This window comes from Terriglobia bacterium (assembly GCA_020073205.1).
In the GTDB taxonomy this organism is placed as follows: Bacteria; Acidobacteriota; Polarisedimenticolia; order Polarisedimenticolales; family JAIQFR01; genus JAIQFR01.
The window spans coordinates 1-25,122 of the sequence record JAIQFR010000030.1 but is presented as its reverse complement, the minus strand read 5'-3'; the positions used below and the strand labels follow the sequence as shown (position 1 = coordinate 25,122).

General features: G+C 69.6%; 19 protein-coding genes. 7 read left to right on the top strand and 12 right to left on the bottom strand.

The features are described from left to right. Window positions 1-23 precede the first annotated feature (23 nt). From LAO51_08365 to LAO51_08330, 8 genes are all read right to left on the bottom strand, one after another. Window positions 24-731 carry a glycine cleavage system protein H gene (locus tag LAO51_08365; GenBank protein ID MBZ5638757.1) on the bottom strand — a complete coding sequence of 236 codons (708 nt, stop codon included), beginning with the start codon at window positions 729-731 and terminating at the stop codon, window positions 24-26. A 428-nt stretch (window positions 732-1,159) separates the two neighbouring features. Beyond that, a complete protein-coding gene (locus tag LAO51_08360) occupies window positions 1,160-1,489 on the bottom strand; it encodes an SUF system Fe-S cluster assembly protein (GenBank protein ID MBZ5638756.1) in 330 nt (109 codons plus the stop codon). Between the two features lie 46 nt (window positions 1,490-1,535). Continuing rightward, the gene (locus LAO51_08355; GenBank protein MBZ5638755.1) at window positions 1,536-1,985 is read right to left on the bottom strand and encodes an SUF system NifU family Fe-S cluster assembly protein; all 450 of its coding nucleotides are present in this window, start codon (window positions 1,983-1,985) and stop codon (window positions 1,536-1,538) included. Then, a complete protein-coding gene (locus LAO51_08350; protein MBZ5638754.1) occupies window positions 1,985-3,247 on the bottom strand; it encodes a cysteine desulfurase in 1,263 nt (420 codons plus the stop codon). The genes LAO51_08355 and LAO51_08350 overlap by 1 nt, the downstream gene beginning before the upstream one ends. Next, window positions 3,244-4,587, bottom strand: a complete 1,344-nt coding sequence (gene sufD / locus LAO51_08345) for a Fe-S cluster assembly protein SufD (protein ID MBZ5638753.1) — start codon at window positions 4,585-4,587, stop codon at window positions 3,244-3,246. The genes LAO51_08350 and sufD overlap by 4 nt, the downstream gene beginning before the upstream one ends. Continuing rightward, window positions 4,584-5,354 carry a Fe-S cluster assembly ATPase SufC gene (gene sufC / locus LAO51_08340; GenBank protein MBZ5638752.1) on the bottom strand — a complete coding sequence of 257 codons (771 nt, stop codon included), beginning with the start codon at window positions 5,352-5,354 and terminating at the stop codon, window positions 4,584-4,586. Before sufC ends, sufD begins: the two co-directional genes overlap by 4 nt. Window positions 5,355-5,380: 26 nt before the next feature. Beyond that, a complete protein-coding gene (gene sufB, locus LAO51_08335; GenBank protein MBZ5638751.1) occupies window positions 5,381-6,826 on the bottom strand; it encodes a Fe-S cluster assembly protein SufB in 1,446 nt (481 codons plus the stop codon). Beyond that, window positions 6,823-7,344: an SUF system Fe-S cluster assembly regulator gene (locus LAO51_08330; GenBank protein ID MBZ5638750.1), complete on the bottom strand. Its 522-nt coding sequence runs from the start codon at window positions 7,342-7,344 to the stop codon at window positions 6,823-6,825. Before LAO51_08330 ends, sufB begins: the two co-directional genes overlap by 4 nt. A 153-nt stretch (window positions 7,345-7,497) precedes the next feature. Between LAO51_08330 and LAO51_08325 the strand changes: the two genes are divergently transcribed. From LAO51_08325 to LAO51_08315, 3 genes are all read left to right on the top strand, one after another. Beyond that, complete coding sequence (locus LAO51_08325) at window positions 7,498-10,899, top strand: hypothetical protein (GenBank protein ID MBZ5638749.1); 3,402 nt, start codon at window positions 7,498-7,500, stop codon at window positions 10,897-10,899. 93 nt (window positions 10,900-10,992) lie between these two features. Next, entirely contained in the window at window positions 10,993-12,933 is a 1,941-nt protein-coding gene (gene asnB, locus LAO51_08320; protein ID MBZ5638748.1) for an asparagine synthase (glutamine-hydrolyzing), read from the top strand. Then, window positions 12,930-14,660, top strand: a complete 1,731-nt coding sequence (locus LAO51_08315; protein MBZ5638747.1) for a glycosyltransferase family 39 protein — start codon at window positions 12,930-12,932, stop codon at window positions 14,658-14,660. Before asnB ends, LAO51_08315 begins: the two co-directional genes overlap by 4 nt. On the opposite strand, the gene LAO51_08310 is transcribed toward LAO51_08315, so the two are convergent. Both LAO51_08310 and LAO51_08305 read right to left on the bottom strand, forming a co-directional pair. Beyond that, on the bottom strand, window positions 14,626-16,641 hold the full coding sequence (locus LAO51_08310; GenBank protein ID MBZ5638746.1) for a radical SAM protein: 2,016 nt from the start codon (window positions 16,639-16,641) through the stop codon (window positions 14,626-14,628). The two genes, LAO51_08315 and LAO51_08310, sit on opposite strands and share 35 nt — an antisense overlap. Before the next feature lie 100 nt (window positions 16,642-16,741). Next, a complete protein-coding gene (locus LAO51_08305) occupies window positions 16,742-18,526 on the bottom strand; it encodes an ABC transporter ATP-binding protein/permease (GenBank protein ID MBZ5638745.1) in 1,785 nt (594 codons plus the stop codon). Window positions 18,527-18,700: 174 nt separating this feature from the next. Between LAO51_08305 and LAO51_08300 the strand changes: the two genes are divergently transcribed. Further along, window positions 18,701-20,236 (top strand): M28 family peptidase, encoded by a 1,536-nt coding sequence (locus LAO51_08300; protein ID MBZ5638744.1) that lies wholly within the window; start codon window positions 18,701-18,703, stop codon window positions 20,234-20,236. A gap of 13 nt (window positions 20,237-20,249) precedes the next feature. On the opposite strand, the gene LAO51_08295 is transcribed toward LAO51_08300, so the two are convergent. Further along, the gene (locus LAO51_08295) at window positions 20,250-20,957 is read right to left on the bottom strand and encodes a hypothetical protein (GenBank protein ID MBZ5638743.1); all 708 of its coding nucleotides are present in this window, start codon (window positions 20,955-20,957) and stop codon (window positions 20,250-20,252) included. A gap of 11 nt (window positions 20,958-20,968) precedes the next feature. Continuing rightward, on the bottom strand, window positions 20,969-22,354 hold the full coding sequence (locus LAO51_08290; protein MBZ5638742.1) for a DUF4147 domain-containing protein: 1,386 nt from the start codon (window positions 22,352-22,354) through the stop codon (window positions 20,969-20,971). Window positions 22,355-22,714: 360 nt separating this feature from the next. On the opposite strand from LAO51_08290, the gene LAO51_08285 reads away from it, so the two are divergent. The 3 genes from LAO51_08285 to LAO51_08275 form a co-directional block, all read left to right on the top strand. Beyond that, a complete protein-coding gene (locus LAO51_08285; protein MBZ5638741.1) occupies window positions 22,715-23,827 on the top strand; it encodes a PKD domain-containing protein in 1,113 nt (370 codons plus the stop codon). Window positions 23,828-23,906: 79 nt separating this feature from the next. Next, the gene (locus LAO51_08280; protein ID MBZ5638740.1) at window positions 23,907-24,431 is read left to right on the top strand and encodes a 3-hydroxyanthranilate 3,4-dioxygenase; all 525 of its coding nucleotides are present in this window, start codon (window positions 23,907-23,909) and stop codon (window positions 24,429-24,431) included. Window positions 24,432-24,459: 28 nt separating this feature from the next. Continuing rightward, the coding region (locus LAO51_08275; protein MBZ5638739.1) for an amidohydrolase family protein at window positions 24,460-25,122 on the top strand (663 nt) is incomplete at its 3' end.

Here is a 25,122-nt window from a genome sequence, read left to right as displayed (position 1 = left end):
CCGCGGCGTGCGGCGCCGCCAATCTAGGATCGGGCCGGGAAGATTTCGTCGACGAGCTGCTTCCAGCGCGTGTCGTCGAGATGGTCCGCGAGGCCCTCGACCGGGGCGCCGCCGTCCTGGAGCGTCGCGCCGACGAGCTGCGAATTGGCCGAGCCTGCCGACATGAAATCGCGCAGCTTCTGCAGCTGCTCGCGTGCCCACACCGTCGCCTCTTCCGCGACGAACATCCGCTTCAGGGCGGGGGCGAGGTCGCGCGGCGCGAGTCCCAGGAGCCATCCCTGCCCAAACGGGTCGTCCTGGACTCGGGCGGGGCTGGCCTGGGCCTCGGCGTTCACGCGGGTCACGATGCCGTCCACGGGCGCACGCAGCGTGAGCGAGCGGGTGCCGCGGCTCAGCGTGGCGATGCGGTCGCCACGCCTTAGCTGCGTCCCCTCGTGCTCGAGGTCGATCCGGTCGGGACGTCCGAGCAGGGCAGCCGGGATCGAGTCCGCGCCCATGCGCAGCGTGCCGGTCGGCTCGAGCTGGACCCAGACGTGGCCGGGATCGACGAACACGCCCGCCGGGACCTTGTCGATCCGGATCGGCGACCTGGCAACGGCCGGCGCGAGTTGGGCAGATTCGGTCCCGGCCGGCCGGACCGTGGCGCCAGCCTTCCGCAGATCGGAGCGCTGCACGAAGTAGTCGATCGTCAGAAGGGCGATGATGGTGAGCAGAACGAAAAGGGCGACCATGGCGTGACCTCCTTCGGCTGGGTGTTCCTTCTTCCTCCGCCACGGTCCTAAGGGCAAGAGTCGAGCCAGATGTTTCAGTCCTCCAGCCCTTGTTTGTCTCGAACGTGTAAATCGCGGCATAGCACGATTTCGCAACATGCATGATCCGGACCGAGTTGCGGTAATGAACATTCAACGCAGGAAGAAACGTTGAATGTTTCGACCGACCTTCTCGAATTGGTGCGGATTGGTGGCGATAAGCGTTTATATTCCAGTCAGTTATCGTGCAGTTGAAAAAATTAACGGTCAGTTTGCGATATTCAACGATTCGATCGTCCGGACAGAGCGAATCCATCAACATTCCGCGTCGGGAGAGTGATTTGGCTCGGCGGCGCTGGGACCGGGTCGCGGGGAATCACGCGGCACGGGCTCTCAGAAGGTTGTGGTGCTCAGAAGAATCCGAGGCGGAGCTTGGCCTCCTCCGACATCATCTCCTTGCTCCACATCGGCTCCCAGACCAGCTCGACCCTGGCAGAGGTGACGCCGGGAACCTCTAGAATCCGGGCCTCGACCTCTCCGGGGAGCGACCCCGCGACTGGACATCCGGGCGCGGTCAGGGTCATCTTGAGGTCCACGTGTCCGCCGGGCGAGACCTCGAGACTGTAGATCAAACCCAACTCCCAGATGTCGACCGGGATCTCGGGGTCGTACACCGTCTTGAGGGCAGCGACGACGCCGCGCTCGACGTCCTTGGGCTCGGCGGCCACATCGTCGGGCACTGACGTTCCCTCCGCGAGACCGGCCGCCCGGAACGGGCGCGGCCGGCTACTCCGGTGCCAACTCGCCGGTCTCGTCGAGCGCGCTGCGGAGCGTGTGCCAGGCGAGGGTGGCGCATTTCACCCGCATCGGATACTCCCGAACGCCGGCGAAGGCCGCCAGCTTCCCGAGCTCCGGGGCGGGATTCGCCGGGTCCTCGCCGGACGTGAGGAGCTGGTGGAACCGCGAGAACAGCGCCTCGGCCTCCTCCACGGTCCGTCCCTTGAGGCGCTCCGTCATCATCGATGCAGAGGCGGTGGAGATGGCACAGCCGGAGCCCTGGAATGCCGCGTCGTGCACGCGGCCGTCGAGGACCGTCAGGTAGATCGTCACCTTGTCACCGCACAACGGGTTGTAACCGTCCGCGTGCCGGTTAGCCCCCTCCGGCTTCCTGAAGTTCCGGGGACGCTTGCTGTGGTCGAGGATCACTTCCTGATAAAGATCACGAAGATCGGGCATCAGCCGAACACCTCGATCACCCTTCGGATCCCTTCCGCGAAAATCTCGATCTCCTCCCGGGTATTGTACATGCCGAAAGAGGCGCGTGCGGTCGCCGGGACCCCGAACCGCTCCATCACGGGCTGCGCGCACAGGTGGCCGGCCCGGATCGCGATCCCGTCGTTGTCGAGGACCGTCCCGACATCGTGGGGGTGAATCCCCTCGACGACGAACGAGAGAACCCCCGCCTTCTTCCGCGCGGTGCCGATGATTCGCACGCGCGGGACCGACTCCATGAGCCGGGTGGCCCGGTCGAGGAGGTCGGCCTCGTGCGCCGCGATCGCCTCGAGTCCGATCCCGCTCACGTAATCGATGGCCGCCCCTAGCACCACCGCTCCACCGATATCGGGGGTCCCGGCCTCGAACTTGTGCGGGATGTCGTTGTACGTCGTCTTCTCGAAGGTGACGCTGCGGATCATGTCCCCGCCCCCCTGGTAGGGGGGCATCGCCTCCAGGAATTCGGCTCGCCCGTAGAGCACGCCGACCCCGGTCGGACCGTAGAGCTTGTGGCCGGAGAACGCGTAGAAATCGCACCCCAGCTCCTCGACGTCCACCGGCTGATGGGCGACGGCCTGCGCGCCGTCCACCAGGACGGGCACTCCGCGGCCGTGGGCCACCTCGACGATCCGGCGTATCGGGTTGACGGTGCCTAGCGCGTTCGACACGTGGGCGACCGCCACGATTCGGGTACGAGGAGACAGAAGACGCTCGAATTCCTCGAAGACGAGATCGCCTCGGTCGTCGATCGGGATCACGACGAGCCGGGCGCCCTTCTCCTGGCAGAGGATCTGCCAGGGGACGATGTTGGAATGGTGCTCCATCCCGGAGACCAGGATTTCATCGCCGGCGCCGACGCGGACCCTCCCCCAGGTCTGCGCCACGAGGTTGATTGCCTCGGTGGTGCCGCGGACGAACACGATTTCCCTACTCTCGCGAGCGCCCACGTAAGCGGAAACCCTCGCCCGAGCCGACTCGTAAGCCTCCGTGGCCTCCTCGCTCAGCAGGTAGACCCCACGATGGATGTTCGAGTACCCCGCAGCGTAGAACTGAGTCATCGCCTCGATCACCGGGAGGGGCTTCTGGGTGCTCGCCGCGCTATCGAGGTAGACGAGGGGCTTCCCATGGATCCTGCGCTTCAGGATCGGAAAGTCCTCGCGGATCCTCTGCACGTCAAGCGCGACCCCCGCGGCGGACTCCTCTGAGACCTTTCTCGCGGCTCTCATGCGATCCCCCCCCAGTCCGACTCGACGGGCACCCGCGACGCGACCTCGACCTCGATTCCCTCCCTGACCTCCGCAGCCGGAATCCGCTGCAGCACCTCGCCGGTGAATGCCCGGATCAGCACGCCGCGGGCCTCCTCGACGCCGACTCCACGGGACCGCAGGTAGAAGAGCGCCTCGGGGTCCAGCCGACCGATCGTGGCGCCATGGGTGCACTTGACGTCGTTCGCGTGGATCTCGAGCTGGGGACGGGTAAAGACCAGCGCATCTCCGGACAACAGCAGGTTCTTGTTGGACTGGAAGGCGTCGGTCTTCTGGGCGTCTTCACGTACGAGGATCCTCCCGTGGAACACCGCGCGCGACGCGCCCCCCAGGAGCCCTTTGTAGAGTTGGTGGCTCGCGCCGTGCGGGACGGCATGGTCCACCGAAGTCCTGTGGTCCACGTGCCGGGCCCCGTCGGCGACGTACATCCCGTTCAGAAAACACTCCGCCCCCGTGCCGGCCAGCGTCACGCCGATCTCGACGCGCGCCCATCGCGCCCCGATCGAAATCGCGTGGGAGGCGAATCGTCCATCGCGGCCGAGTCGGGCGTCGAGCGTTCCGAGGTGGAGGTCCGTGGCGCCTTCGGACTGGAATCGCACGTGATCGATCGAGGCGCCTTCCGCGATCTCGACCTCCGCGACCGCGTTCGTCAGGCCCGGGCGGCCGTCGGCGGAAAGGAACGACTCGACGACCGTCGCACGGCTCCCGGGCTCCGCCACGACGAGCGTGCGCAGGCAGGTCATCTCCGCCTCTCCCCGCCGGGCCGCGACGTGGACCACGTGGACCGGCTCGTCGAGCGAGAGCCCCGCGGGAATCCGCACCACCGCCGCGTCCGCGAAGAACGCGGCGTTCAGCGCCACGAATGGCCTCGTCTCGGCGTTGCCGATCCGGCCGAGGAGGGGCTCCATCGCGGACGGGATCTCGCGGAGGGCCGAAGCGAGGGAGCCGGCGAAGAATCCCGAGTCAGGCGGAGGAACCGCCGACAGGGCGGACTCGAACCCCCCATCCACGAAAACGAGCCGCGTCGTCGAGCGGAACGGGAGAGAGGGACCGCCCGGCAATCGGTCGGCCGCGAAAGCGGCGCCCGGCCTCGCCGGCCGGAACGGGGTCGCGACGACCGGAGCGACCGGCGTCTGCCGCCAGGACTCCTCGCGCCCCGTCGGAAGACCCAGGGCCTCGAAGCGGGTCATGGACTTCCGGCGCAGGGCGTGCAGCCACGCGGGCTCCGGCGTCGAACGATCGACCCCCGCCACGGCGAACGCCGACACGTAGGCGTCGATCTCGGCCGCCGCCGGGGTCATCCGAGGGCTCCGCCCGGTCGGCCCGCCGGCTCGGTGATCCATCCGTACCCCTTCTCCTCGAGCTCGAGGGCCAGTTCGCGGCCGCCCGAGCGGACGATTCGCCCGTCGGCGAGCACGTGGACGAAGTCGGGAACGATGTAGTTCAGCAGGCGCTGGTAATGGGTGACGACGATGATCGACCTGTCCGGGCTCCTGAGCGCGTTGACCCCGTTCGCCACGACCCGGAGCGCGTCGATGTCGAGTCCCGAGTCGGTCTCGTCGAGGATCGCGAGACTGGGCTCCAGGACCGCCATCTGGAAGATCTCGTTTCTCTTCTTCTCGCCCCCCGAGAAGCCAGCGTTCACCGGCCGGCTGAGGAGCGCCTCGTCCATCTCCACGAGCTTCGTCCGGTCGCGAACGAGGGCCAGGAAGTCCATCGCGTCCAATTCCTCGAGTCCGCGGTGCTTGCGGATCGCGTTCAGAGCGGCCTTGAGGAAGTAGACGTTGCTCACTCCCGGGATCTCCACCGGATACTGGAACGCCAGGAAAAGACCTTCCCGCGCGCGCTCTTCCGCGGCCATACCGAAAAGGTCCCGGCCCCGATAGGAAACCGACCCCGCGGTGACCTCGTATGCGGCTCGCCCAGCGAGGACGCCCGCGAGAGTGCTCTTTCCGGACCCGTTCGGGCCCATGATCGCGTGGACCTCCCCGGACGCGACGCGGAGGTCGATCCCCCGCAGGATCTCGTTGCCGCCGACGCTGGCATGCAAGCGGCGGATCTCGAGCATGACCGCGTTGTCCTCCCGCGAGGTGGTCATCCGACGCTCCCCTCCAGGCTCACGCCCAGCAGCTTCTGCGCTTCGACCGCGAACTCCATGGGGAGTTCGCGGAACACCTCCTTGCAGAAGCCGTTGACGATCATGCTCACGGCGTCCTCGGCGGAAACGCCCCGCTGCTGGCAGTAGAAGATCTGGTCCTCTCCGATCTTGGACACCGAGGCCTCGTGCTCGACGGTGGACGAGGTGTTCCCGACGTCGATGTAGGGGAACGTGTGTGCCCCGCACCGGTCGCCGAGGAGCATCGAGTCGCACTGGGAGTAATTCCGCGCCCCTTCCGCCCCCTTGAGCACCTTCACGAGGCCGCGGTAGGTGTTCTGGCCGTGACCGGCCGAGATTCCTTTCGACACGATCGTGCTCCGAGTGTTCTTCCCGATGTGGATCATCTTGGTGCCGGTGTCCGCCTGCTGGCGGTTTGCCGTGACCGCCACCGAGTAGAACTCCCCCACGGAGCCGTCCCCCTGGAGGATGCAGCTCGGGTACTTCCACGTGATCGCCGAGCCGGTCTCCACCTGCGTCCAGGAGATCTTCGAGTTGCGACCGAGGCATTTCCCTCGTTTGGTGACGAAGTTGTAGATCCCGCCCCGGCCGTCCTTGTCCCCCGGATACCAGTTCTGGACCGTCGAGTACTTGATCGTCGCTCCCTCGAGGGCCACCAGTTCCACCACGGCGGCGTGCAGCTGGTTCTCGTCACGCATCGGCGCCGTGCACCCCTCGAGGTAGCTCACGTAGGCGCCTTCCTCGGCGACGATGAGAGTCCGCTCGAATTGCCCGGTGTTCGCCGCGTTGATGCGGAAGTACGTGCTCAGCTCCATGGGGCAGCGGACTCCCTTGGGCACGTAACAGAAGGAGCCGTCGCTGAACACCGCGGAATTGAGGGTCGCGAAGAAATTGTCGGTGTACGGGACGACCGAGCCGAGGTACCGCCGGACCAGGTCCGGGTGCTCGCAGACCGCCTCCGAGAACGAGCAGAAAACGATGCCCAACTCGCCGAGCTTCGCCTTGAATGTCGTCGCCACGGAGACGCTGTCGAACACCGCGTCCACCGCGACGCCGGCCAGAAGCTCCCGCTCCCGGAGCGGGATTCCGAGTTTCTCGTAGGTGCGGAGCAGCTCCGGGTCCACCTCGTCGAGGCTCTTGGGTCGACCGGCGGACTTCGGGGCGGCGAAATAGACGATCTTCCCGTAATCGATCGGCGCGTAGCGGACGTTCGCCCAACGCGGCTCCTCCAACTTCAGCCAATGCCGGTACGCGCGGAGGCGCCACTCCAGCATGAAGTCCGGCTCGTGCTTCCGCGCGGAGATCGCGCGAACCACGTCCTCGTCGAGACCCGGCAGGAACGCCTCGGCCTCGACGTCCGTCACGAACCCGTACTTGTACTCGCGGTTCGCGAGATCCTCCACCGACGGTTGCTCGGTTTTCATGGTGTCTCCAACGCGCGCCCCTGCCCCGCGGGAGCCGTGGCCGGTACGTCCTCGCCCTTCCCCGAGGCGTCATCCGCCGGAAACGGCGGGCCAACTCGGAGCAACGGCGGCCTGGGCGAGGCCATCATCTCGGAAAGCGGGATCTTCTCCAGCGCGCCGCGGACCGCGAGGCTGATTCGCTGCCAGTTGATCCGGACCGGGCACACGGGCTCCTGCTCGCAGCTCCCGGGATTCGACGCGCACTCCGTCATGCCGATCGGTCCCTCGAGGGCGCCGATGATGTCGCCGATCGTGATCCGCTCCGCGAGCCGGCCGAGGCTGTACCCGCCCTTCACGCCGCGGTGGGACGCCAGAATCCCCTCGTGCGCGAGCATCTTCAGGATCTTGCTCACCATCGGGACCGGTAGCCGGCACTCCTGAGCGGCGTCCCTGGCGGTGAGGATGTGCTCCGGCGGCCTGCTGGCGAGATAAGCCAGCAAAATGATCCCGTAGTCCGTCTGTCGGGTGATACGGATCATTCTCTTTACCTCCCGCTAAATAGTACCAGCTCGGTCCACTTTCTGCAAACCGAAGAAGCGGCCATTGGCTGTCCGGCCGTCGCGACCAGGGCGGTCTAAACTGGTCCCGCTCCAGGATGGTCTTCGCCGGTCCGGAGGAGCGGGAGGAACGCGATGCGATCGATGCCGTTGACGCACGAGAACATTGGGACGCGCTCGGCCCCGCCGGGGTTGAGCCGGACCGGGTCGCTCGCGCTGCGCTGTGTCCACTTCGCGGTCCTGGCGGCACTGGTGCTCGTCGCGGGCGTCACGCGGCTGGCGCCCGAGGAGCCTTCATCGTCGTGGGTGGCCGTCGGAAGCACAGGTTGGGTGGACGTGGGATACGGTTCGCTCGTCGATCGCCGCGAGTTGACACACTCGAGCGAGCCCGTGGGAAGCCTTCTCGACCGGCTCGGCGGGCGGCCGTTTCCGGCGACGGTTGGAGACCGGCCGGGGGACGCTGCGACGCACCGCCTGCTGGATCCGATCCTCGAGCCCCACGCCTTCGTCCTTTCCGACGTGCTCGACACGCTCGGGGCGGCCCCGGATCCGCCGCTGGTCGAGGTCGGCGATCTCTGGCGTCCGGGCGAGGCACAGCCGGCCTGGGCCGAGATCCTGAGGGCGAGACGGTACCTGGTGGAAAGCGACGGCCAGGGGAAGTTCCGCGTCTGCGTCCCGTGGACGCCGGCACGCCGCGCCGGGGGCGCGCCGTCTGCGGCAGAAAGCGAGGTCTCCTCGGGCTCCGCCGCGAGAGAGGCCTGGGACTCGGCCTGGCCGGTGGTTCGCCACGTTCTCGCGGCAGAGCGCCGACGGCTCGCGGCTCGCGCGGGGGACAGGCCGGAATCCCACACGCTCGACGTCGAGGTCCACGCGTACGTTCACGCACCCGAGCGAACGTCGTTCCGGCTCGGGCTCGAGCCCTACCGCGTTCGCGTCGGGAGCACCGCGTCCCGCAACGGGAGGCCGCCCCTCGATCTCGCCGCATGGCAGGAGTTCCTGGATCGAGGTCTCGAGCTCGAGGGCGGGCTCTTGGAGCCCGACGGCACCCTCCGACTGCTGGGCACGCCGGCGACCCCCGCACCGACGCTCCTCGGACGCCCGGAATCCGCGGCGGATCTCGCGGTCGCCTACCGCGCGGTGTTCCAAGGAGGGCGCGCCGAGTCCTTCATGAGCCTCGACCGAGGGGACGCTCCCGACGTCTCCAACGTGAACTTCGGCGGGCGCCTGGTGGATACGGCGCTGGGGCTCGTGAGCCTGAAGAGCGACATCCGGTTCAAGACTTTCAGCGTCGGGATCGACGTGACCGAGGGGAAGGACGCCCGAGAGGCGCTGCGGCGCTCTCTTCCTTCGTTCCGAACGCACATCGAGCGGTTCGCGTCCGACCCGCGTACCCAGGGGGTCATGAGCCAGCAGACGCGCCTCTGGTTCTACCCGGACGACGTGAACGTCAGCCTCTCCGCCGAAGGGGACACCCTCGTCATGCGGCGCGCGAGGATGACCGCGGCCTCCGAGCGCATGCAGGAGGCCGCCGCGTCGGGCGGCGCCGCCGCCGAGGCGCCGTGGACCCGCGAGACCATCGACGCGATCAACCGCGATTACGACGCGCTGGCGCGCGTGCTCCCCGAGCTCCGCGATCTCGATCGGGTCGCTCGTCTTCTCACGCTGTTCACCTGGCTCAGGCAGGCGGCGGCCGAGGGGCGATCGGTGCCGGACCTCGACGCGCTCCTCGACGTCGTGCTCCCGCCGCTCCCGACGCCGCGCCGGTTTCCCCAGCTCCTCACCTACAACATGCTCCCTCCCGCCGGGGCGCAGGGGGACGTGGACGTGATCGACCGAGCCCCCGTGGCCGAGGCGCTCGAGCGGCTCCGTCCGGCCGGTGGTTTTCTCCTCCCGGCCAGGCGCCGCTTCAGGCGCGCGGTGTCGCTTCTCGACCGCCGCGTGCCGGACCACGCGGCGCTGGCAAAGGAGTTCGATGCGGTCGATCCTTCCGCCCTCGACGACGCAGCGCTCGACGCCATGGCGTTCCGTGCGGAGCGGCTCGTCATGCACCATCTCGTCCTGCGGACCCTCGCCGCCCCCGACCGAGATCGGCTCGAGACGCGGAAGAAGGCTTGGGGCGGGCTGAGGGGTTTCAGCGTCGGGATCGGGGGTGTAGACCTCGGGATGGATCAGGCGCTCTCCCGCGCCTCGCGCCGTGATGCGCGCCTCGATTGGGGCGGCGCACCGCGGGAGGCGGGATCGCCGCCCCAAGCAGAGCGGGTCACCGCGCCGGCATCCGGGGCGCCGCCGCCGTCCCGCGAGGAGGATGCCATGGCCGGACCCGCACTCCCCGACCACGGACCGGATCCCGGACGCAGACGCGAGTTCCCGCTGGAGAAGGGGGCGAGCCGGATCCTGAAGGCGGTCTACACCTCGAGCTCGGAACTGCGGCCGTGGTCCCAGGTGATCATGGGCGGCGACGGTCCGGATGCGAGGAGCCGCCTCCTCGTCCTCGATCGGGACGGTAGGGCGCGCACGATCGAGCGCGTCGAGAACTCGAGGTTCTTGAGATTCACCCTCGAGCGTGAGGGCGAGGGCCTCGTAGCACGTCCGGCGGCCGAACGGACGCTCCCGGAGACGCTCGTTGCGCCGCGCCCTCCCTTCAAGCCGGTCTCCGACCTTCCCGCCTCGCTCGCCACGCTCGAGGTCGTTCCGGGTTCTCCCGGCGCCCAGGACGATGCTCCCCTCATTCGGATCAGGCTCCGTGGAGCAGGCCGGAAGGACGCAGAGGCGGCGTTTCCGCGCACCGTGCTGCAGCGCCTGGTCCTGGGACCTCAGGCGGACCTGGCGGCGGGGAAGCCGCTTCCCGGCCTGGGCTCGCCGGAGCAGGTGCTCGGAAACGCCAACCGGCTGATGGGGCTCATGCGGACCGCGGATGCGCTGCCGCCCTGGTCGGGGGCGTCCGACCCCGTACCCGGCGAGGAGGATCCCGTGACGCTCGGAACCGCCATCGGCCGCTGGTGGGCCTCGGAGGTCCCCAACGCGTCCGGCGCGCCGCGGGTGGTCTTCGGCACCGCGGGGGGGCGTTCGGTGGAGCGCTGGGAGAAGGCTCCCTCATCGGTGAAGGGTGCGCTCCTCATCCTGCCGGACGGCGCGTTTCCCGGGCCGTTCGCGGCGATCGAGGAGGAGCTCACCACCGCATGGGGTGCGGACGGCACCGCGCGAACGCTCGCGCCCGGCAAGATCCCCGATCTCGTGGTGCTCGCGAGCGCGGAGCCGCCAGCCCTCCTCGCAGCACGCATGCGGGCGATTGCCCGCGATCCCTCGATGAAGGGGAAGCTGCTCGCCGTCTGGCCCATTGCCGGACCGGTCCGCCGGGACCTCCCGGCTTCCCTCCTCGACGACGGCAACCTTGCCGGGATCGGGCTCTCCGAGTGGTCGCCCGTGGGGCTCCACCGTCTCGCCGCTCAGATCGGTGCTCTCGGGAAGGCCGCATCGGCACGGACGAAGGAAGCGAGGGCGGAAGACCTGGCACCCTCGCTCGCCTGGTACTTCTGACGACGAACCCGCCCGCACCGGTGCGGCCACCGGTTCCGGTATGATGGCGGCCCTTCACCGCCGAGGAGGGCGAATGCATCGAGGTGTGCGGGCGTGTGCGGCATAGCGGGGATCGCCGGTCGGCCGGGGATCGACCGCGAGCGGGGCGAAACCGTCCGCCGCATGACTGCGACGCTCGTGCACCGCGGGCCCGATGGCGAGGGAAGTGCGGCTCGCGACGGCTGCGATCTGGGATTCCGCCGCCTGGCCATCGTGGACCTCGCGGCGACCTCTCCGCCGTTCCCGAACGAGGACGGCTCGATCTGGACCATCTGCAACGGGGAGATCTACAACGGCGACGAGCTTCGCGCCGGGCTCGAAGGAAGGGGCCACCGCTTCCGGACGCGGGTCGACACCGAGGTCCTCCCGCATCTCTACGAGGAGCGCGGTCCGGATTGCGTCGACCTTCTCGACGGGATGTTCGCGTTCGCCATCTGGGACGACCGCGCCGGCAGGCTCGTTCTCGCGCGGGACCGCGCCGGTGAAAAGCCTCTGTTCTACTGGCGCGGGCCGGACGGCCTGGCGTTCGCGTCCGAGATCCGCGCGCTCCTGGCGCACCCGCGCGTGCCGAGGGACGTGGATCCGGTCGCGCTCTCTCGCTTCCTGCTCCACGACTACTTCCCGGCTCCGTTGACTCCTCTGGCCCGCGTGCGCAAGCTGCCGGCGGGGCACCGGCTGGTTCTCGAGCGGGGAGAGAGCCGAATCGAATGCTACTGGGACCTCGCGACCCGATCCGGCGGCTCCCGCGAGAAGCCGCCGCGGCTCGCCGCCGCCGCGTCGGAGGTGGACCGGCTCCTGGCCCAGGCGGTCGCGCGGCGCAAGCGCAGCGACGTTCCGGTCGGCGTCTTCCTCTCGGGCGGGATCGACTCCTCTGCGGTGCTGTCGCACCTCGCGGAGCAGAACGGGCCCGGCGTCCCGGCCTTCGTCCTGGGGCACGCCGATCCCGCGTTCGACGAGGCGCGGTACGCGCGCGCGACGGCGGCGGCGTTCGGCGCCGAGCTGCACGAGCTGATCCTGGGAGAGGACGACCTGGCCGAGGGCTTGAGGCGCGTCGGAGAAGGGTTCGACGAGCCGCTGGGCGATGCCTCGACCCTCCCGACGCTCCTCCTGTCGCTCTTCGCGCGCCGGCGCGTCAAGGTGGTCCTGTCGGGAGAGGGAGCCGACGAGCTGTTCGCCGGGTACCCCACGTACCTCGGCAATCGGGTCGCGGAGGCTCTTAGGCGCGTGCCGGGGCCGATGCGCCGCGCCCTGGTCCGCGCGGCAAGGGCGGCGGTGCCGGTCACGATGGGAAACGTGGGTCTCGATTACCTTCTCGGCCGCTTCGCCGAGGGAGCGGACCGTGACCGGATCGAGCGCCACCACACCTGGTTCGGGAGCCTCTCCTTCGAGCGGCAGCGAAAGGTCCTCTCGCCGCGCGTGCTGGCGGCGGTGGGTGAGGCGGACCCGTTCGAGTCGGCGCGCGCGCGGCTCCGCGGGAAGCGGTTCAGGGACGGACTCTCCGAGCTGCTCTACACCGACTTCACGATGTACCTGCAGGACGACCTGCTGACCAAGGTCGATCGCGCGACGATGCTCGCGTCGCTCGAGTCCAGGGCGCCGTTCCTCGATCACGAGCTGGCGGAGTACGTCGCCGCGCTCCCCTCGTCGCTCAAGATTCGCGGGCTGACGACCAAGGCGGTCCTGAGACGGGCGCTCAGGAGCCGGCTCCCCGCCGAGGTCCTGAGCCGGCGCAAGCGGGGCTTCAACATTCCGTTCTCCCGCTGGCTCCTCCACGGTCTCGGCGGGAGCCTGCGCGAGCGCTTTTCCGAGGAGCGGGTGCGCGCGCGCGGTCTCCTCGATCCCGCGGGGGTCGCGTCGCTCCTCGACGAGCACCTGTCGCGCCGAGCGGATCACCGAAAGCCGATCTTCACCCTCCTCGCGCTCGATCTCTGGTGCGACCGGACCTACGGCGACGGGGCACCGGTGCCGCTCGCTGCGGGAGACGCTGGCCGATGAGCCGGGCCGGCGCGGTTCTCCTGCTCGCCGCGGCCCTCGGCGCCTGGAACCTCTGGGCTTACGATCTCTGGGCGCCCGACGAGCCGTATTTCGGCGAGGGAGCGCGCGAGATGGTCGCCGACGGCCAGTGGGCCGTGCCCCACGTCAACGGTGTGGTGACCACCGACAAGCCCCCGCTCTTCTTCTGGCTGATCGCGGCGTTCTCGCTCCCCTTCGGCGCGGTATCGGCGCTCACCGCGCGGCTCCCTTCCCTTCTCGCCGGAATCGGCACGGTGGCGCTGACGATCCGCCTCGGCCGCCGCCTGGGCGGGGCGAGGCACGGCGCGATGGCCGGGTGGGTGCTCGCCACCACCTATCTCCCGTGGGACAAGACGCGCTCCTCGCAGATCGACGCGCTGCTGTGCTTCCTGGTGCTCGCTGCGATCTCGGCCTTCGAGGCGTACCGGGCGGGGGACGCGCGCGGGAGGCCGGCGGGCATCCTGTTCTGGACCGCGGCGGCGCTCGCGGTGATCGCGAAGGGGCCGGTGGGGCTGCTCCTTCCGCTGGGGATCGCGATCGTCACCCTCGCGCTCGACCGGAAGCTCCCGGCGTGGCGGTCCTTCGCACCGTTGACCGGCCCGCTCCTCTTCCTGGGGATCGTCGGCTCGTGGATCGCCTTGGCCCAGATCGGCGGCCACGGCGAGTACTCGGTCTGGGGCGCCTTCGAAAAACACGTGCTGAGCCGGGCGATCCACGGCCTGCACCACCGGCAGCCTCCTTGGTACTACGCCGAGGTCCTACCGGTCCAGCTCCTCCCCTGGAGCGGGCTCCTCCCGGGGGCGCTCCTCCTCGCGTGGTGGCGCCGGCGGGAGCGCTCCGACAGGTTCCTGCTGGTCTGGAGCATCTTCGTGGTCCTCCTGTTCTCGATCTCGACGGAGAAGCGGGACCTCTACGTTCTCCCGGCCTATCCCGCCTTCGCCCTGCTCTTCGCGCGGCTGATCGTCGCGGCGGAGGGCAGCGGGCCGCAAGACGCGGGGCGCACCCGTGCGCCGCACCGCAGGTGGGTCACGGTCCCGCTGGCCCTGACCGGCGGAATCCTGGCGCTGACGGGGATCGGGCTACCCCTGGCGGTGCGCCGGTTCCCCGAATTCCCAACCGCGCCGGCGCTCGTAATGGCCGCGGCGCTGCTGTCGGGCGGCGTCGCGATGGCGGTCGCCTCGCTCCGGGGACGGGTGCGGGGCGCCACGCTCGCCACGGTCGCGGCGGCCTCCCTCGTGTTCCTCGCGGCGGCGTCGGCGGTCTATCCCGCGCTGGACCCGTTCCGGTCCGCCCGCGGGCTCGCCGCGGAGGTGAAGAGCATCTCCGCCGCGTCGCGTGCCGCGGGAGAGCCCGTTCTCGCCTACCGGATCGGGAATCTCCCACAGGCGATCGCGTTCTACTCCAACGGCCTGTACACGCGGGAAACGTCGGATCCCGCCGAGCTGGCGACGCACCTCATGAAAACCACGGAGGTCTTCGCCCTCGCGGACCGGTCGCAGCTGGACCTGCTCCCTCCCGCGGCGCTCGACCGTGTCAGAGTGCTTCGCTCCGCCGATCTCGCGTCGCGCTCGGTCGTCCTCATATCGAATCGCGGTGCCGGGCCGGGAGAGGGCCGGTCGGCCGCTCCGCCGGTCTCTTCCGGCGGGGCGGGGGGCGGCGGGGAGAAGCGGAGCGCTACTTCCCGTACCCCGCGAGCATGGACAGGTTGAACCGGGTGCAGATCTTCACGTCGCGCAGGAAGTTGAACCCGAGCATCAGCGGATTGATCTGGAAGATCCGGCCACGCCGTAGCTTCTCGTAGGTTTCCTTCCAATAGGCGTTGAGGTGAGCGCGCGTCGGGGTCCGGATCGCGAACGGGTCGAGGCGCGCCGCAGCGCGGCGCCAGACGTCGCCCGCGCCCGAGCGGGCGGTGGCCACGCGTCGCCCGAGCGCCTGCCCGGCACGCGCCGTGGATTCGCCGAGCCTGTCGCGAGCGTCGCCGTACCGCCTCTTCCAGCCGTCGAGGCTCGCCTGGAACCGCGCGCGTCCCCGGGTGGCCAGCCAGACCTCTTGCATCTCGAAATACAGATCCCGCGTGCGGCGCGCCCACTCGAGGGTCTCCCGGCACCGGCGCGCGGCGTGGCGCCAGCGGGGCTCGACGGCGATGCCCGGACGGCGGTCGGTGCGGCTCTTGAGCCGGAAGAAGCCGCAGATCATCGGGTGGGTGTCCTCGACCAGGTTGGCGTAGCGATACCAGCAGAAGTTCTTGAAGAGCCCCCAGTACGTGCGGACGTTGGCGCGGGAGAGGATCGACTTCATCCCCTCGACGGAGTAGAAATCGCGCCACGCGGCTCGATACGCGCCGAGCCACTCGCCGTGGGTCATCTTCGGGTGGGCCATCACCGGCTGGAAAGAGTCGAAGCGGTTGTAGTCCGGGTCCATCCAGGCGCCGCTCCGGACGCGATCGAGGTGATCCTGGGATCCGGGAGTCGGCGTCAGGATGAAGAACGACGCCTGATCCACGAGCACCTCCTCGCGGAGGCGGCGCACGTCGTCCCGGACGCGATCGGGGGTGTCGTGGGGGAATCCGATGATGTACCCCACGTGGCACGCGACCCCGCTCGCGTGCCATGCGTCGATCATCGCCCGGTAGTCCTGCACCCGGTTCTGGCGCTTGCCCGCCGCGGCCAGGTTGTCGGCGTTCAGCGTCTCCATGCCGATGAACACTTGCGTGCATCCCGCCTTCGCCGCCTTGGCGACGAACCCCGGGATCCGATAGGCGAGCACGTCGACCTGCATCATGAACTGGAAGTCGATCCCGGCCTCGCGGCGGAGGCCGATCAGGCCGTCGAAGATCGCCTCCCACGCCGGGTTGCGCGCGAAGTTGTCGTCGGTGAAGAAATAGTAGTCGATGCCGAAGGCGACGTTCCTGCGGACCCTATCGAGAATCACCTCGGGGTCGCGGTGCCGCATCTCGTGCCCCTGAACGTTGATGATCGTACAGAACGTGCAGCGGTAGGGGCACCCTCGCCCGGCGTCGATCGTGCCCATGAACGGGTACGCGTAGCGCTTCAGGAGCTTCGGGTCGACGAACGGCACGCTCGCCCGCGAGAGATCCGGCTTCGTCGCGATGTCGTAGAAGCTCCTGAGCGCGCCGTGGAGCGCGTCGCGCAGGAGGTCCCCCCAGCACCCCTCGACCTCCCCCTTGACCAGCGTGATCCCGGCCTCCATGAGCGACCGGCACTCGTCCGGCATGACGCCGTCGCCCATCGCGATCGCGCCGGAGACGTGGAACCCTCCGATCATCACCGGCAGCCCCGCGGCGCGGAAGCGCCGGGCGAGGTCCGCCGCACGGGGGAACTGGTTCGTCTGCACGCCGCACAACGCCACCACGGGCCGCACGTGCGGACGGAGGTACCTTCTGGCGAGAGCGTCCACGTCGACCCGCTGCACGCCGTCGTCGAGCAGGAGCGTCTCGACCGCGACCGATCCGAGGTCTCCTCGAAGCGATGCCTCCTCGGTGAGCGACGCCAGCGCGGCGAGGGTGTTGCTCGGGAGCACGCCCCGCACGTAGCGGATCACGTACCCCTCCTCGTCGTACTTGCTGGGTTTGACGAGGAGCACCTTCAGGGTGCGCACGCCTCGAGGCGGTGGCGCGTCCTTCGGGACGACCCCGATCGCGGCACTCCGCTGGTGTAACGGCTGTGGCACGATGGGTCCCTTTCGTTCCGGCGCCGCGGCGCCCAAGGCAGGCCCGTCAGAGCAAATTTTGCACATCGGGGGACAAAACGCAAGGAAAAGCGCGGCGCCGTCAGACGGCGGACTTGCCGAACTGCTGCTCGTAGAGCGCCGCGTAGAGGCCGCCCCTCGCCAGGAGCGCCCCGTGGACGCCGCGCTCCACGATCCGGCCGCGATCCATCACGAGGATCAGATCGGCGCGGAGGATGGTGCTCAACCGGTGGGCGATGACCAGACTCGTCCGCCCTTCGAGGAGCGTCTCGATCGACTCCTGGATGAGCGCCTCCGAGCGGGAGTCGAGCGACGAAGTGGCCTCGTCGAGGATCAGGAGGACCGGGTCGCGGAGCAGCACGCGCGCGATCGCGAGGCGCTGCTTCTCGCCCCCCGACAGCTTGTATCCGCGCTCGCCCACGAGGGTGGCGAGGCCCTGCGGCAGCTTCTCGATCACGTCCTGGATCTGAGCGAGTCGGCACGCGCGCTCGAGGTCGGCGGGCGTGGCGTCGGGCCGGGCGTACCGCAGGTTCTCCTCCACGCTGGCGTGGAACAGGGTCGTCTCCCGGGTAACCTTCGCGGTCCATCGGGCGAGATCCTCGAGGGCGAGACCGCGGAGGTCGACGCCATCGAAGGTCACGCGCCCACGTACCGGGTCGTAGAGCCGCGAAGCCAGGTACGTCAGCGTCGTCTTGCCCGCGCCGCTCGGCCCCACGAGGGCGACCATCTTGCCCGGGAGGGCCTCGAACGACACGTTCTCGAGGGTCAAGCGATCCGCCTCGTAGGCCATCGAGACCCCCTCGAAGCGCAGCTCCCCGCGGGGACTCGAGAGGCGCGTCGGACGCTCGGGATCGCGAACCTCGACGGGGAGGTCGAGGTACTCGAAGATCCGCCGGAAGAGCGCCACGGCGCTCATGACGTCCACGTGGGCGTTGACCAGCGCCGAGGCCGGCATGTAGAGCCGTCCGAGGTAGGACACGAACGCGACCACCGTGCCCAGCGTGATCCTCCCGGAGATCGCCCCGTGGCCGCCGGCGAGGTAGATCAGCGCCGGGCCGATGCTGCCGAACATCACGAGCCACATCAGGAACCAGCGACCGAGCATGCTCTGCTGGATCTGGAGGTCGCGCACCGCGGCGGCCTTCTCCCGGAAGCGCCCCCGCTCGAATCCCTGCGCGCCGAACAACCGCGCGAGGAGGAAGCCGCTGACCGAGAGCGTCTCCTGGATGTGGGCGGTGAGATCGGCCAGGCGCTCCTGCGTCCGTCCCGAGAGACGGCTGCGAATCTGGCCGACGCGGCGCGTCGGCAGGATGAACAGCGGAAGCACGCCCACGGCGACGACCGACAGCCGCCAGTCCATCCTGAGGATCACGACCAGTGTGGTCGCGACGGTCAATCCGTTCGAGGCGAGCGACACCAGCGTGCCGCTCACGACACCTTGCACGCCGCCGACGTCGTTCTGGATGCGGGAGAGGATGTCACCCGATTTTGTTTGGGTGAAGAAGCGTAGCGACTGCTTCAGCATCTTCCCGTAGATCTCGTCGCGCAGGTCGAACATCACCCCCTGGCTCATCAGCGTGACCAGGTAGTTCTGCCACACGCCGATCAACCCGCTCACGAGCGGCGCCGCGATCATCCCCGCGATGAGCCAGTTCAGGAGCGCGCCGTCGCGCTCCGGGATCGCGCGATCGATGACCTCGCGGATCAGGAGCGGCGGGATCAGGCCGAGGATCGACGACGCGAGGATGCAGGAGAGGATGAGGGCCGAAGGTCTCCAGGCCGGCACGAGGTAGCGGGCGAGCCTCGCGAAATCGGCGCGGGTCGCCTTGAGGTCCTTCGGGAGCTCCTTGTAGTCGAAGTGGAACACGCTCCTCGACTCTCCGCGTGGGGCGCCGGACGGCTGTCAACGAGGCGGCTCCCGCCGCGGAAGCCGCCCGTCGAGCCTACCCGAAGACCGCGCGCGCCGCCGCAAGGCGCTCGAGAAGAGAGAACCCGGTGCAGAATACGGGAACCGGCCCGAGTCGGGCCGGGAGGAGGGGTCATGATCCGCCGCGCCACGCTCCGCCTGCTCGTTGGGGTTCTTCTCAGTGCGGGCATCTTCGCGGGGCCGATGGTCGCCGGGGAGAGCCCGGGGAGCGAGTTGCCGCGGGCGATCGTCGCGACGGCCCTGGGACCCACGCCGGTCGTCGACGACCTCCGTCACCTCGCCGACGTCATCGGCGGGAGGCCGACCGGCTCGCCGGCCCTCGACCACGCCGTCGAATGGGGACTGTCGCGGCTGCGCGACGCCGGCCTCGAGAACGTCCACGCCGAGGCGTACACGGTCCCCCATGTCTGGCTCCCGAGGACCGAGACCGCCGAGGTCGTCGCCGGGGAGGCGGGGGAGCGGACGCCGCTGCGGGTCGCGGCCATGCCGTTCAGCGCCTCCACCCCGCCGTCGGGTCTCGAGGCCGAGGTCGTCGACGTGGGCAGGGGCGATGCCGAGGGGTTTGCGGCCGCCGGCGACCGGCTGCGAGGACGCTGGGTGCTGATCCACAGCGAGCCGATGAAGACCATCGACGACCTCTTCAAGGAGTACCTCGACACGCCGGGCTTCTTCGAGGCGGCCCGGAAGGGAGGCGCCGCCGGAATCCTCTACGTCTCCAACCGTCCCGGACGCCTCCTCTACCGTCACGACGCGACGTCCGACGGCTCGATGGCGTCCCTCCCGGCGGTCGTGGCCGAGCGGGAGGGGGCGCTCCGTCTCGCGCGACTCCTCCTGGAGGGGCGAAAGGTCCGGCTCCGGGTCGTCTCGATCGCGGACGTCACCACGAACGCCACCGCCCGCAACGTCGTCGGCGAGATCCGCGGCGGGGAGAAGCCGGACGATGTCGTGATCCTCGGCGCTCACCTCGACAGCTGGGACCTCGGGCGCGGGGCCCTCGACAATGGCTGCAACGCGGCCCTCGTGATCGACGCCGCCCGCACGATCCGGTCGGTCCTCGGCGCCGCGCGTCCGCGTCGCACGCTGCGATTCGTGCTCTACACTGGAGAGGAACTCGGGCTCTTCGGGTCGCTCGGCGAGGTTCGCGCGCACCGGGACCTCCTCGACCGGGTCAAGGCGCAGGTCGTCGTCGACGAAGGGACCGGACGGATCGGCGGATTCTCGCTGGGAGGTCGCGCCGACCTCGCCGCCGCGACCCGCGAGGCCCTCGCCCCCGTCGAGGGGCTCGGCCCCTTCCTCCAGACGACCGATGCCTTCGTCGGCACGGACAACTACGACTACCTGGTCGAGGGAGTCCCGACCCTGGTCGCGAATCAGGACGCCGCGCCGTACCTGGCCGACTACCACGCCGAATCGGACACGTTCGACAAGGCCGACCTGAGGGAGCTGAAGCTGAACACGGCGATCGTCGCGGTCCTCGTCGCAGGCCTCGCCGAGCGCTCCGATTCGCCCGCGCCCCGACAGAGCCGAGCGGAGGTCGAAGCGCTGCTCCGATCGACCGGACTCGACGCCCAGATGAAGCTCTTCGGGCTCTGGGACGACTTCGAAGAAGGGCGTCGCGGCAGGGCGCGGTCACCGAGCGCTCGGCGCTAGCGAGATCGGCGCCTCAGCGGCCCTGCTCCGTGTGCGCCCCCGCGACCGCGTCGTAGACCGCGAGGACCCACGTCACCGCCGTGAGAGACACCAGGACCACGGGGCCAAAGCCGTCCCTCGCCCACGACGGCAGCGCGGCACCCGCGAGAGAGAGAATTCGCTGCCCCGGAGGGCTCACTGCGACCCACGCCAAGGACAGCGCCCAGACGGCTCCCAGGAGCGTCGCAGCTCTCCCCCGGTGGCCGCCGAGCATCTGTCCCCATCCAGGCACCAGGAGCGAAGCGATCCCCGTGAGCGCCGGATGGGGAACCGAGGCTTCCGCCGCGTCGCAACCCACGCGATGCGCCTCGACCACGCCGACCGTGTGGAGCGCGCCGATGGACAGCAAGGCCACGCCCAGAGCGATCACCGCAACCTGCGGCGGCACCCCGAGCAGATCGAGAGTCGGTATCAGTCGGTCGAAGGTCGCGAGGATCGCCCAAACGAAGGCTGCGAAGAAAGCCGCCGCGCTGAGGAGGAGGATACCCACGCGCAGCGGACCGACGAGCAGTTGACCCGAACCGGGAAGGAGCAACGAGAGGCTTCCGGCGACGGCGGGGACTGGCGAGCGCCGTGAGGGTGGGAGGTGCCTGGCTCTCGCGCGCCGGATCTTGGGCGCGAGGACCCGGCGAAGACGCTTCCCGTCCGCTTCACCTAGGTCGTAGACTTCGAGGTCGTCCATCGTCGTCCGCACTAGCCGAGCATGAGCACCTGCAAGTCGCCGACGTAAGCTCCTGCCGTCCCGGCGACCACGACGTCGCGGAGCGTCCTGAGGAGTGCGTAGGCGTCGTGGGCGCCGAGCGCGGCTTCGGTATCGAGTCCGGAATCCCGTGCACGGCGCACGGTGTCGCCGGTGGCCAGCGCACCCGCGGCGGGCAGGGCCCCGTCGACCCCATCCGTGCCGAGCGAGGCGAGGATCGCGGCCTCGAGGCCGTCCAGCTCCAGCGCCGCCTGCAGGACCAGCTCCTGGTTCCTCGCGACGTGGTCGCCCAGCTCGCCGCGGACGGTGGTCGCGCCGGCGGCGATGACGCACCGCGGGGGCTCCCCGGGCCGGCGCATCTCCGCCATGGAGCGCGCCATCTCTCCCAAGAGCCGTCCCACTTCCCGCGCATCGCCGACGAGCTCATTGGACAGGACCTGCGAGTCGTATCCCAACGTCTGCGCCTCGTGGAGCGCGGCTTCGGCGGCCCCCTTCGAGCCGGCCACCATGCGCGCCTCGACGCGGGAGAAGCAGGCGTGTCCCGCCTTCGGCGTCTCGGCGATCTCTCCGGCCAGGCACCGCTCGAGGTAACCGCGCACCGCCAGTGGAAGCTCCGTCCACACGCCGTGGCGCCTCAGAATCGAGCGCACCTCACCGATGCGGGCGGCGTCGGGCGACATCGGGCCGGAAGCGACCAGGTCCACGCGGTCGCCCGGGACATCGGAGATCACCAGCGCCAGCGACCTTGCCTCGACGCAACGGAGCGCGAGGCCGCCGCCCTTGAGCGCGTCGAGGCGCTTCCGGACGACCGCCAGGTCGCCGGCGGGGACGCCCGCCCGGATCAGCCGGCCGGTTGCGTCGGCGAGCTCCTCGACGCGCAGCCCTGCGTGCGGGAGCGCGGCGACGGACGAGCCGCCGCCCGACAGGAGCAGGAGCACGAGGTCCGAAGCCGGCGCGCCGCCGACGATCTCCATCGCTGCCCGCGCCACCTCGACGCTTCGTTCGTCCGGGAGCGGGTGGCCCGCGACGAACCGCCGGATCGGGTCGGGGGCGGCGGTGGAGAAACCCGGAGGGACCGCGAGCATGCCCCCGGCGAGGCGCTCCCCGAAAACTCCGCACGCCGCTCGGGTCATCGCGGACGCCGCCTTGCCCAGCGCGACGATCCACACTCGCCCGTCGGCGGGCATCGGAGGCGGGGCCGCCCTGAGGGAGCCCGCGACCGCGGTCTCCGGGTCGGCCGCGGAAATCGCCCGGCTCAGGACCGACTCGGCGTCCTTGCGGAGATCGGCGTCGCTCCGGCGGCCGGAGGGGGCGGGGAAGGTCCGCGTGTCCGGGGTCGGGGGAGCGAGCCAACGCCTGACGCTCCCGATGATGGCCATGTCGGTACCCTCCGCGGCAGCCGCTACGGCCGCTCCTTCCGCAAGATCCGCGCACGGAGCGCCGCTTGTCGCTCCGGGCTTTTCGCTGGGCGAGAGCACGCTCCGGAAATGCGAATTACGAGAAAGGTGCCCGGGAGGCGTTCGAACGGGGAAGCGTTCGACGAAGGCCGATCGCCGTCAGGCCGCTTCCCCGTCGGCGCGCCGCGCGGCGCGCTCGATCCTCTCCCGGGCGGTGATCGGCGGGTTCGTTTTCCCGGCCTAAAGCGGGCGGTTTCGCGGTATATTGAGCCGGTCACGCGCCTCGCTTGCGGGAGACCGATGGATCTGTGCCCCGCCCGGCGGACAAGGAGGACTGCTCACATGTCAATCCATCCCTCACGGCATGATGTGCGTCTCGTCGTCCTGGTGGGACTCGCTCTCGCCGTCATCGCGTGCTCCCACGGCGACGGGAACAAGAACCCGGTCCACAGCTTGTTCAACGGAGCGGGCCGCGAGGCCGAGAACGGTCTGTTCTTGACAGCGGATCCGCCCAGGATCTTGATCGATCCGAGCGATCCCAACACGCCGACCGATCCGGCGCACGGGAACAAGCGTTACGATGAGACCGCGCTCCTCGTGGTCGCGACGGACCCGACAGGCGCGCCGCAGCCGAATCTCGACGTCACGTTCGGAGCCACCGCCGGCGTCCTCGCATCCGCCGGCGCGGTGGTCAAGACCGACGCGGCGGGGCATGCCGGCGACTCGCTGCGCGTCTTCGAGGACAGCCCCGATTCCATCCAGGTCTCCGTGACCGACGGGAGCCGCATCACGACGCTCGCCGTTACGAAGATCGTAGTCGAGCCACCGGTCGCGAACGCGGGACCCGATCAGGTCGTGGAATGCACTGGGAATTCGTCGGCGACGGTCAAGCTGGACGGATCGGGGTCCACCGATCCCAACGGCGACATCGCGCTCTACGAGTGGTTCGAGAACTTCGGCACGTCGACGCAGGCGCTCCTGGGCTCAGGCCGGGTGCTCGACGTGGTCCTGCACGTCGGCACCCACGCGATCACGCTCCGGGTCACGGACGCAACCGGAAAGACCTCCACCGACGACGTCGTCATTCGAGTGGTCGACACGACGCCGCCCCGGGTCGAGGTGATCGTGAGCCCGTCGCGCCTCTGGCCGCCCAACCACCGGATGTTGGACATCCACGCGGACCTGAGGGTGGACGAGTGCGGGCCTTTCACGGTCAACCTGGAATCCGTCACGAGCAACGAGCCCGACAACGGTCTCGGCGACGGCGACACGGCCGGCGACGTGCAGGGGGTCCTGGCCGGCACTCCCGACGTCGACTTCGCGGTTCGTGCGGAGCGCGCGGGCGGCGGTAGCGGACGCGTCTACACGGTGGTCTACCGGGTCACGGACGCCGTGGGCCTGGCGACGATCGCCACCGCGAGCGTGACCGTGCCGCACGACCAGAGCGGCCGCTAGAGGGACGTCCCGGCGCGGCAGCCCCGACCCCGACCCGGCGCGGTGTACAATCGTCGGGTTTCCCGGGGAGGGTGACGTCATGGCGCTTTCGGCTTTCAACCTCAGGGCCTGGATCGACGAGCATCGACACCTGCTCAAGCCGCCCGTCGGCAACAAGATGATCTGGCAGGATGCCGAGTTCCTCGTGATGGTCGTCGGCGGTCCGAACGCGAGAAAGGATTTCCACGTCGAGGACGGCGAGGAGCTGTTCTTTCAGGTCGAGGGCGATATCGTGGTCCGGGTCGTGGAGGACGGGAATGCGCGCGACGTCGCGGTCCGGGAGGGGGACATCTTCCTGCTGCCCGCGCGCGTCCCGCATTCCCCCCAGCGGCCGGCGGGTACCGTCGGCCTGGTGGTCGAGCGCATGAGGAAGCCGGACGAGATCGACCACCTGCGCTGGTTCTGCGAGTCGTGCGGCGAGGCGCTGCACGACGCCGCGTTCCACTGCAAGGACCTCGGCACGCAGCTCAAGCCGATCATCGAGGCCTTCTACGTCGACGTGAGCCGGCGGACCTGCCGTAAGTGCGGGGCGGTGATGCGTCCCCCGGCCCCGACGGGAGCGTGAGGAGACCACCCGCTTGGAGCCCGGGCCGCTGAAGATCGACCTTCACACCCACATCCTGCCTCCCGGCTGGCCCGATCTCGACGCGCGCTACGGCTACCCCGGTTTCGTCCGCCTCGAGCGCCACGACCCCGGCTGCGCGAGGATGATGATCGGCGACGAGATCTTCCGGGAGATCGAGTCGAGCTGCTGGGACCCGGAGCGGCGCCTCATGGACTGCGAGGCCCACGGCGTCGACGTGCAGTGCCTGTCCACCGTCCCGGTCATGTTCAGCTACTGGGCCCGGGCCGCCGACGCCCTCGACCTCGCGCGGCTCCTGAACGAACACATCGCCGAGGTGGTCGCGGCGCACCCGTCCCGCTTCGTGGGGCTCGGCACGATTCCGATGCAGGACCCGCGCGACGCGGTTCGCGAGCTCGAGCGCTGCGTCCGCGAGCTCGGGTTCGCGGGAGCGCAGATCGGGACCCACGTAGGAGAAGCGAACCTCGACGACCCGCGCGTCTTCCCCGTGCTCGAGGCGGCGCGCGATCTCGGCGCGGCGCTGTTCGTGCATCCCTGGGACGTTCTCGGACGGGAGCGCATGCCGAGGTACTGGCTGCCCTGGCTCGTCGGGATGCCCGCCGAGACCTGTCTCGCCATCTGCTCCGTGATCTTCGGCGGGGTGCTCGATCGGCTTCCGGGGCTCAGGATCGGC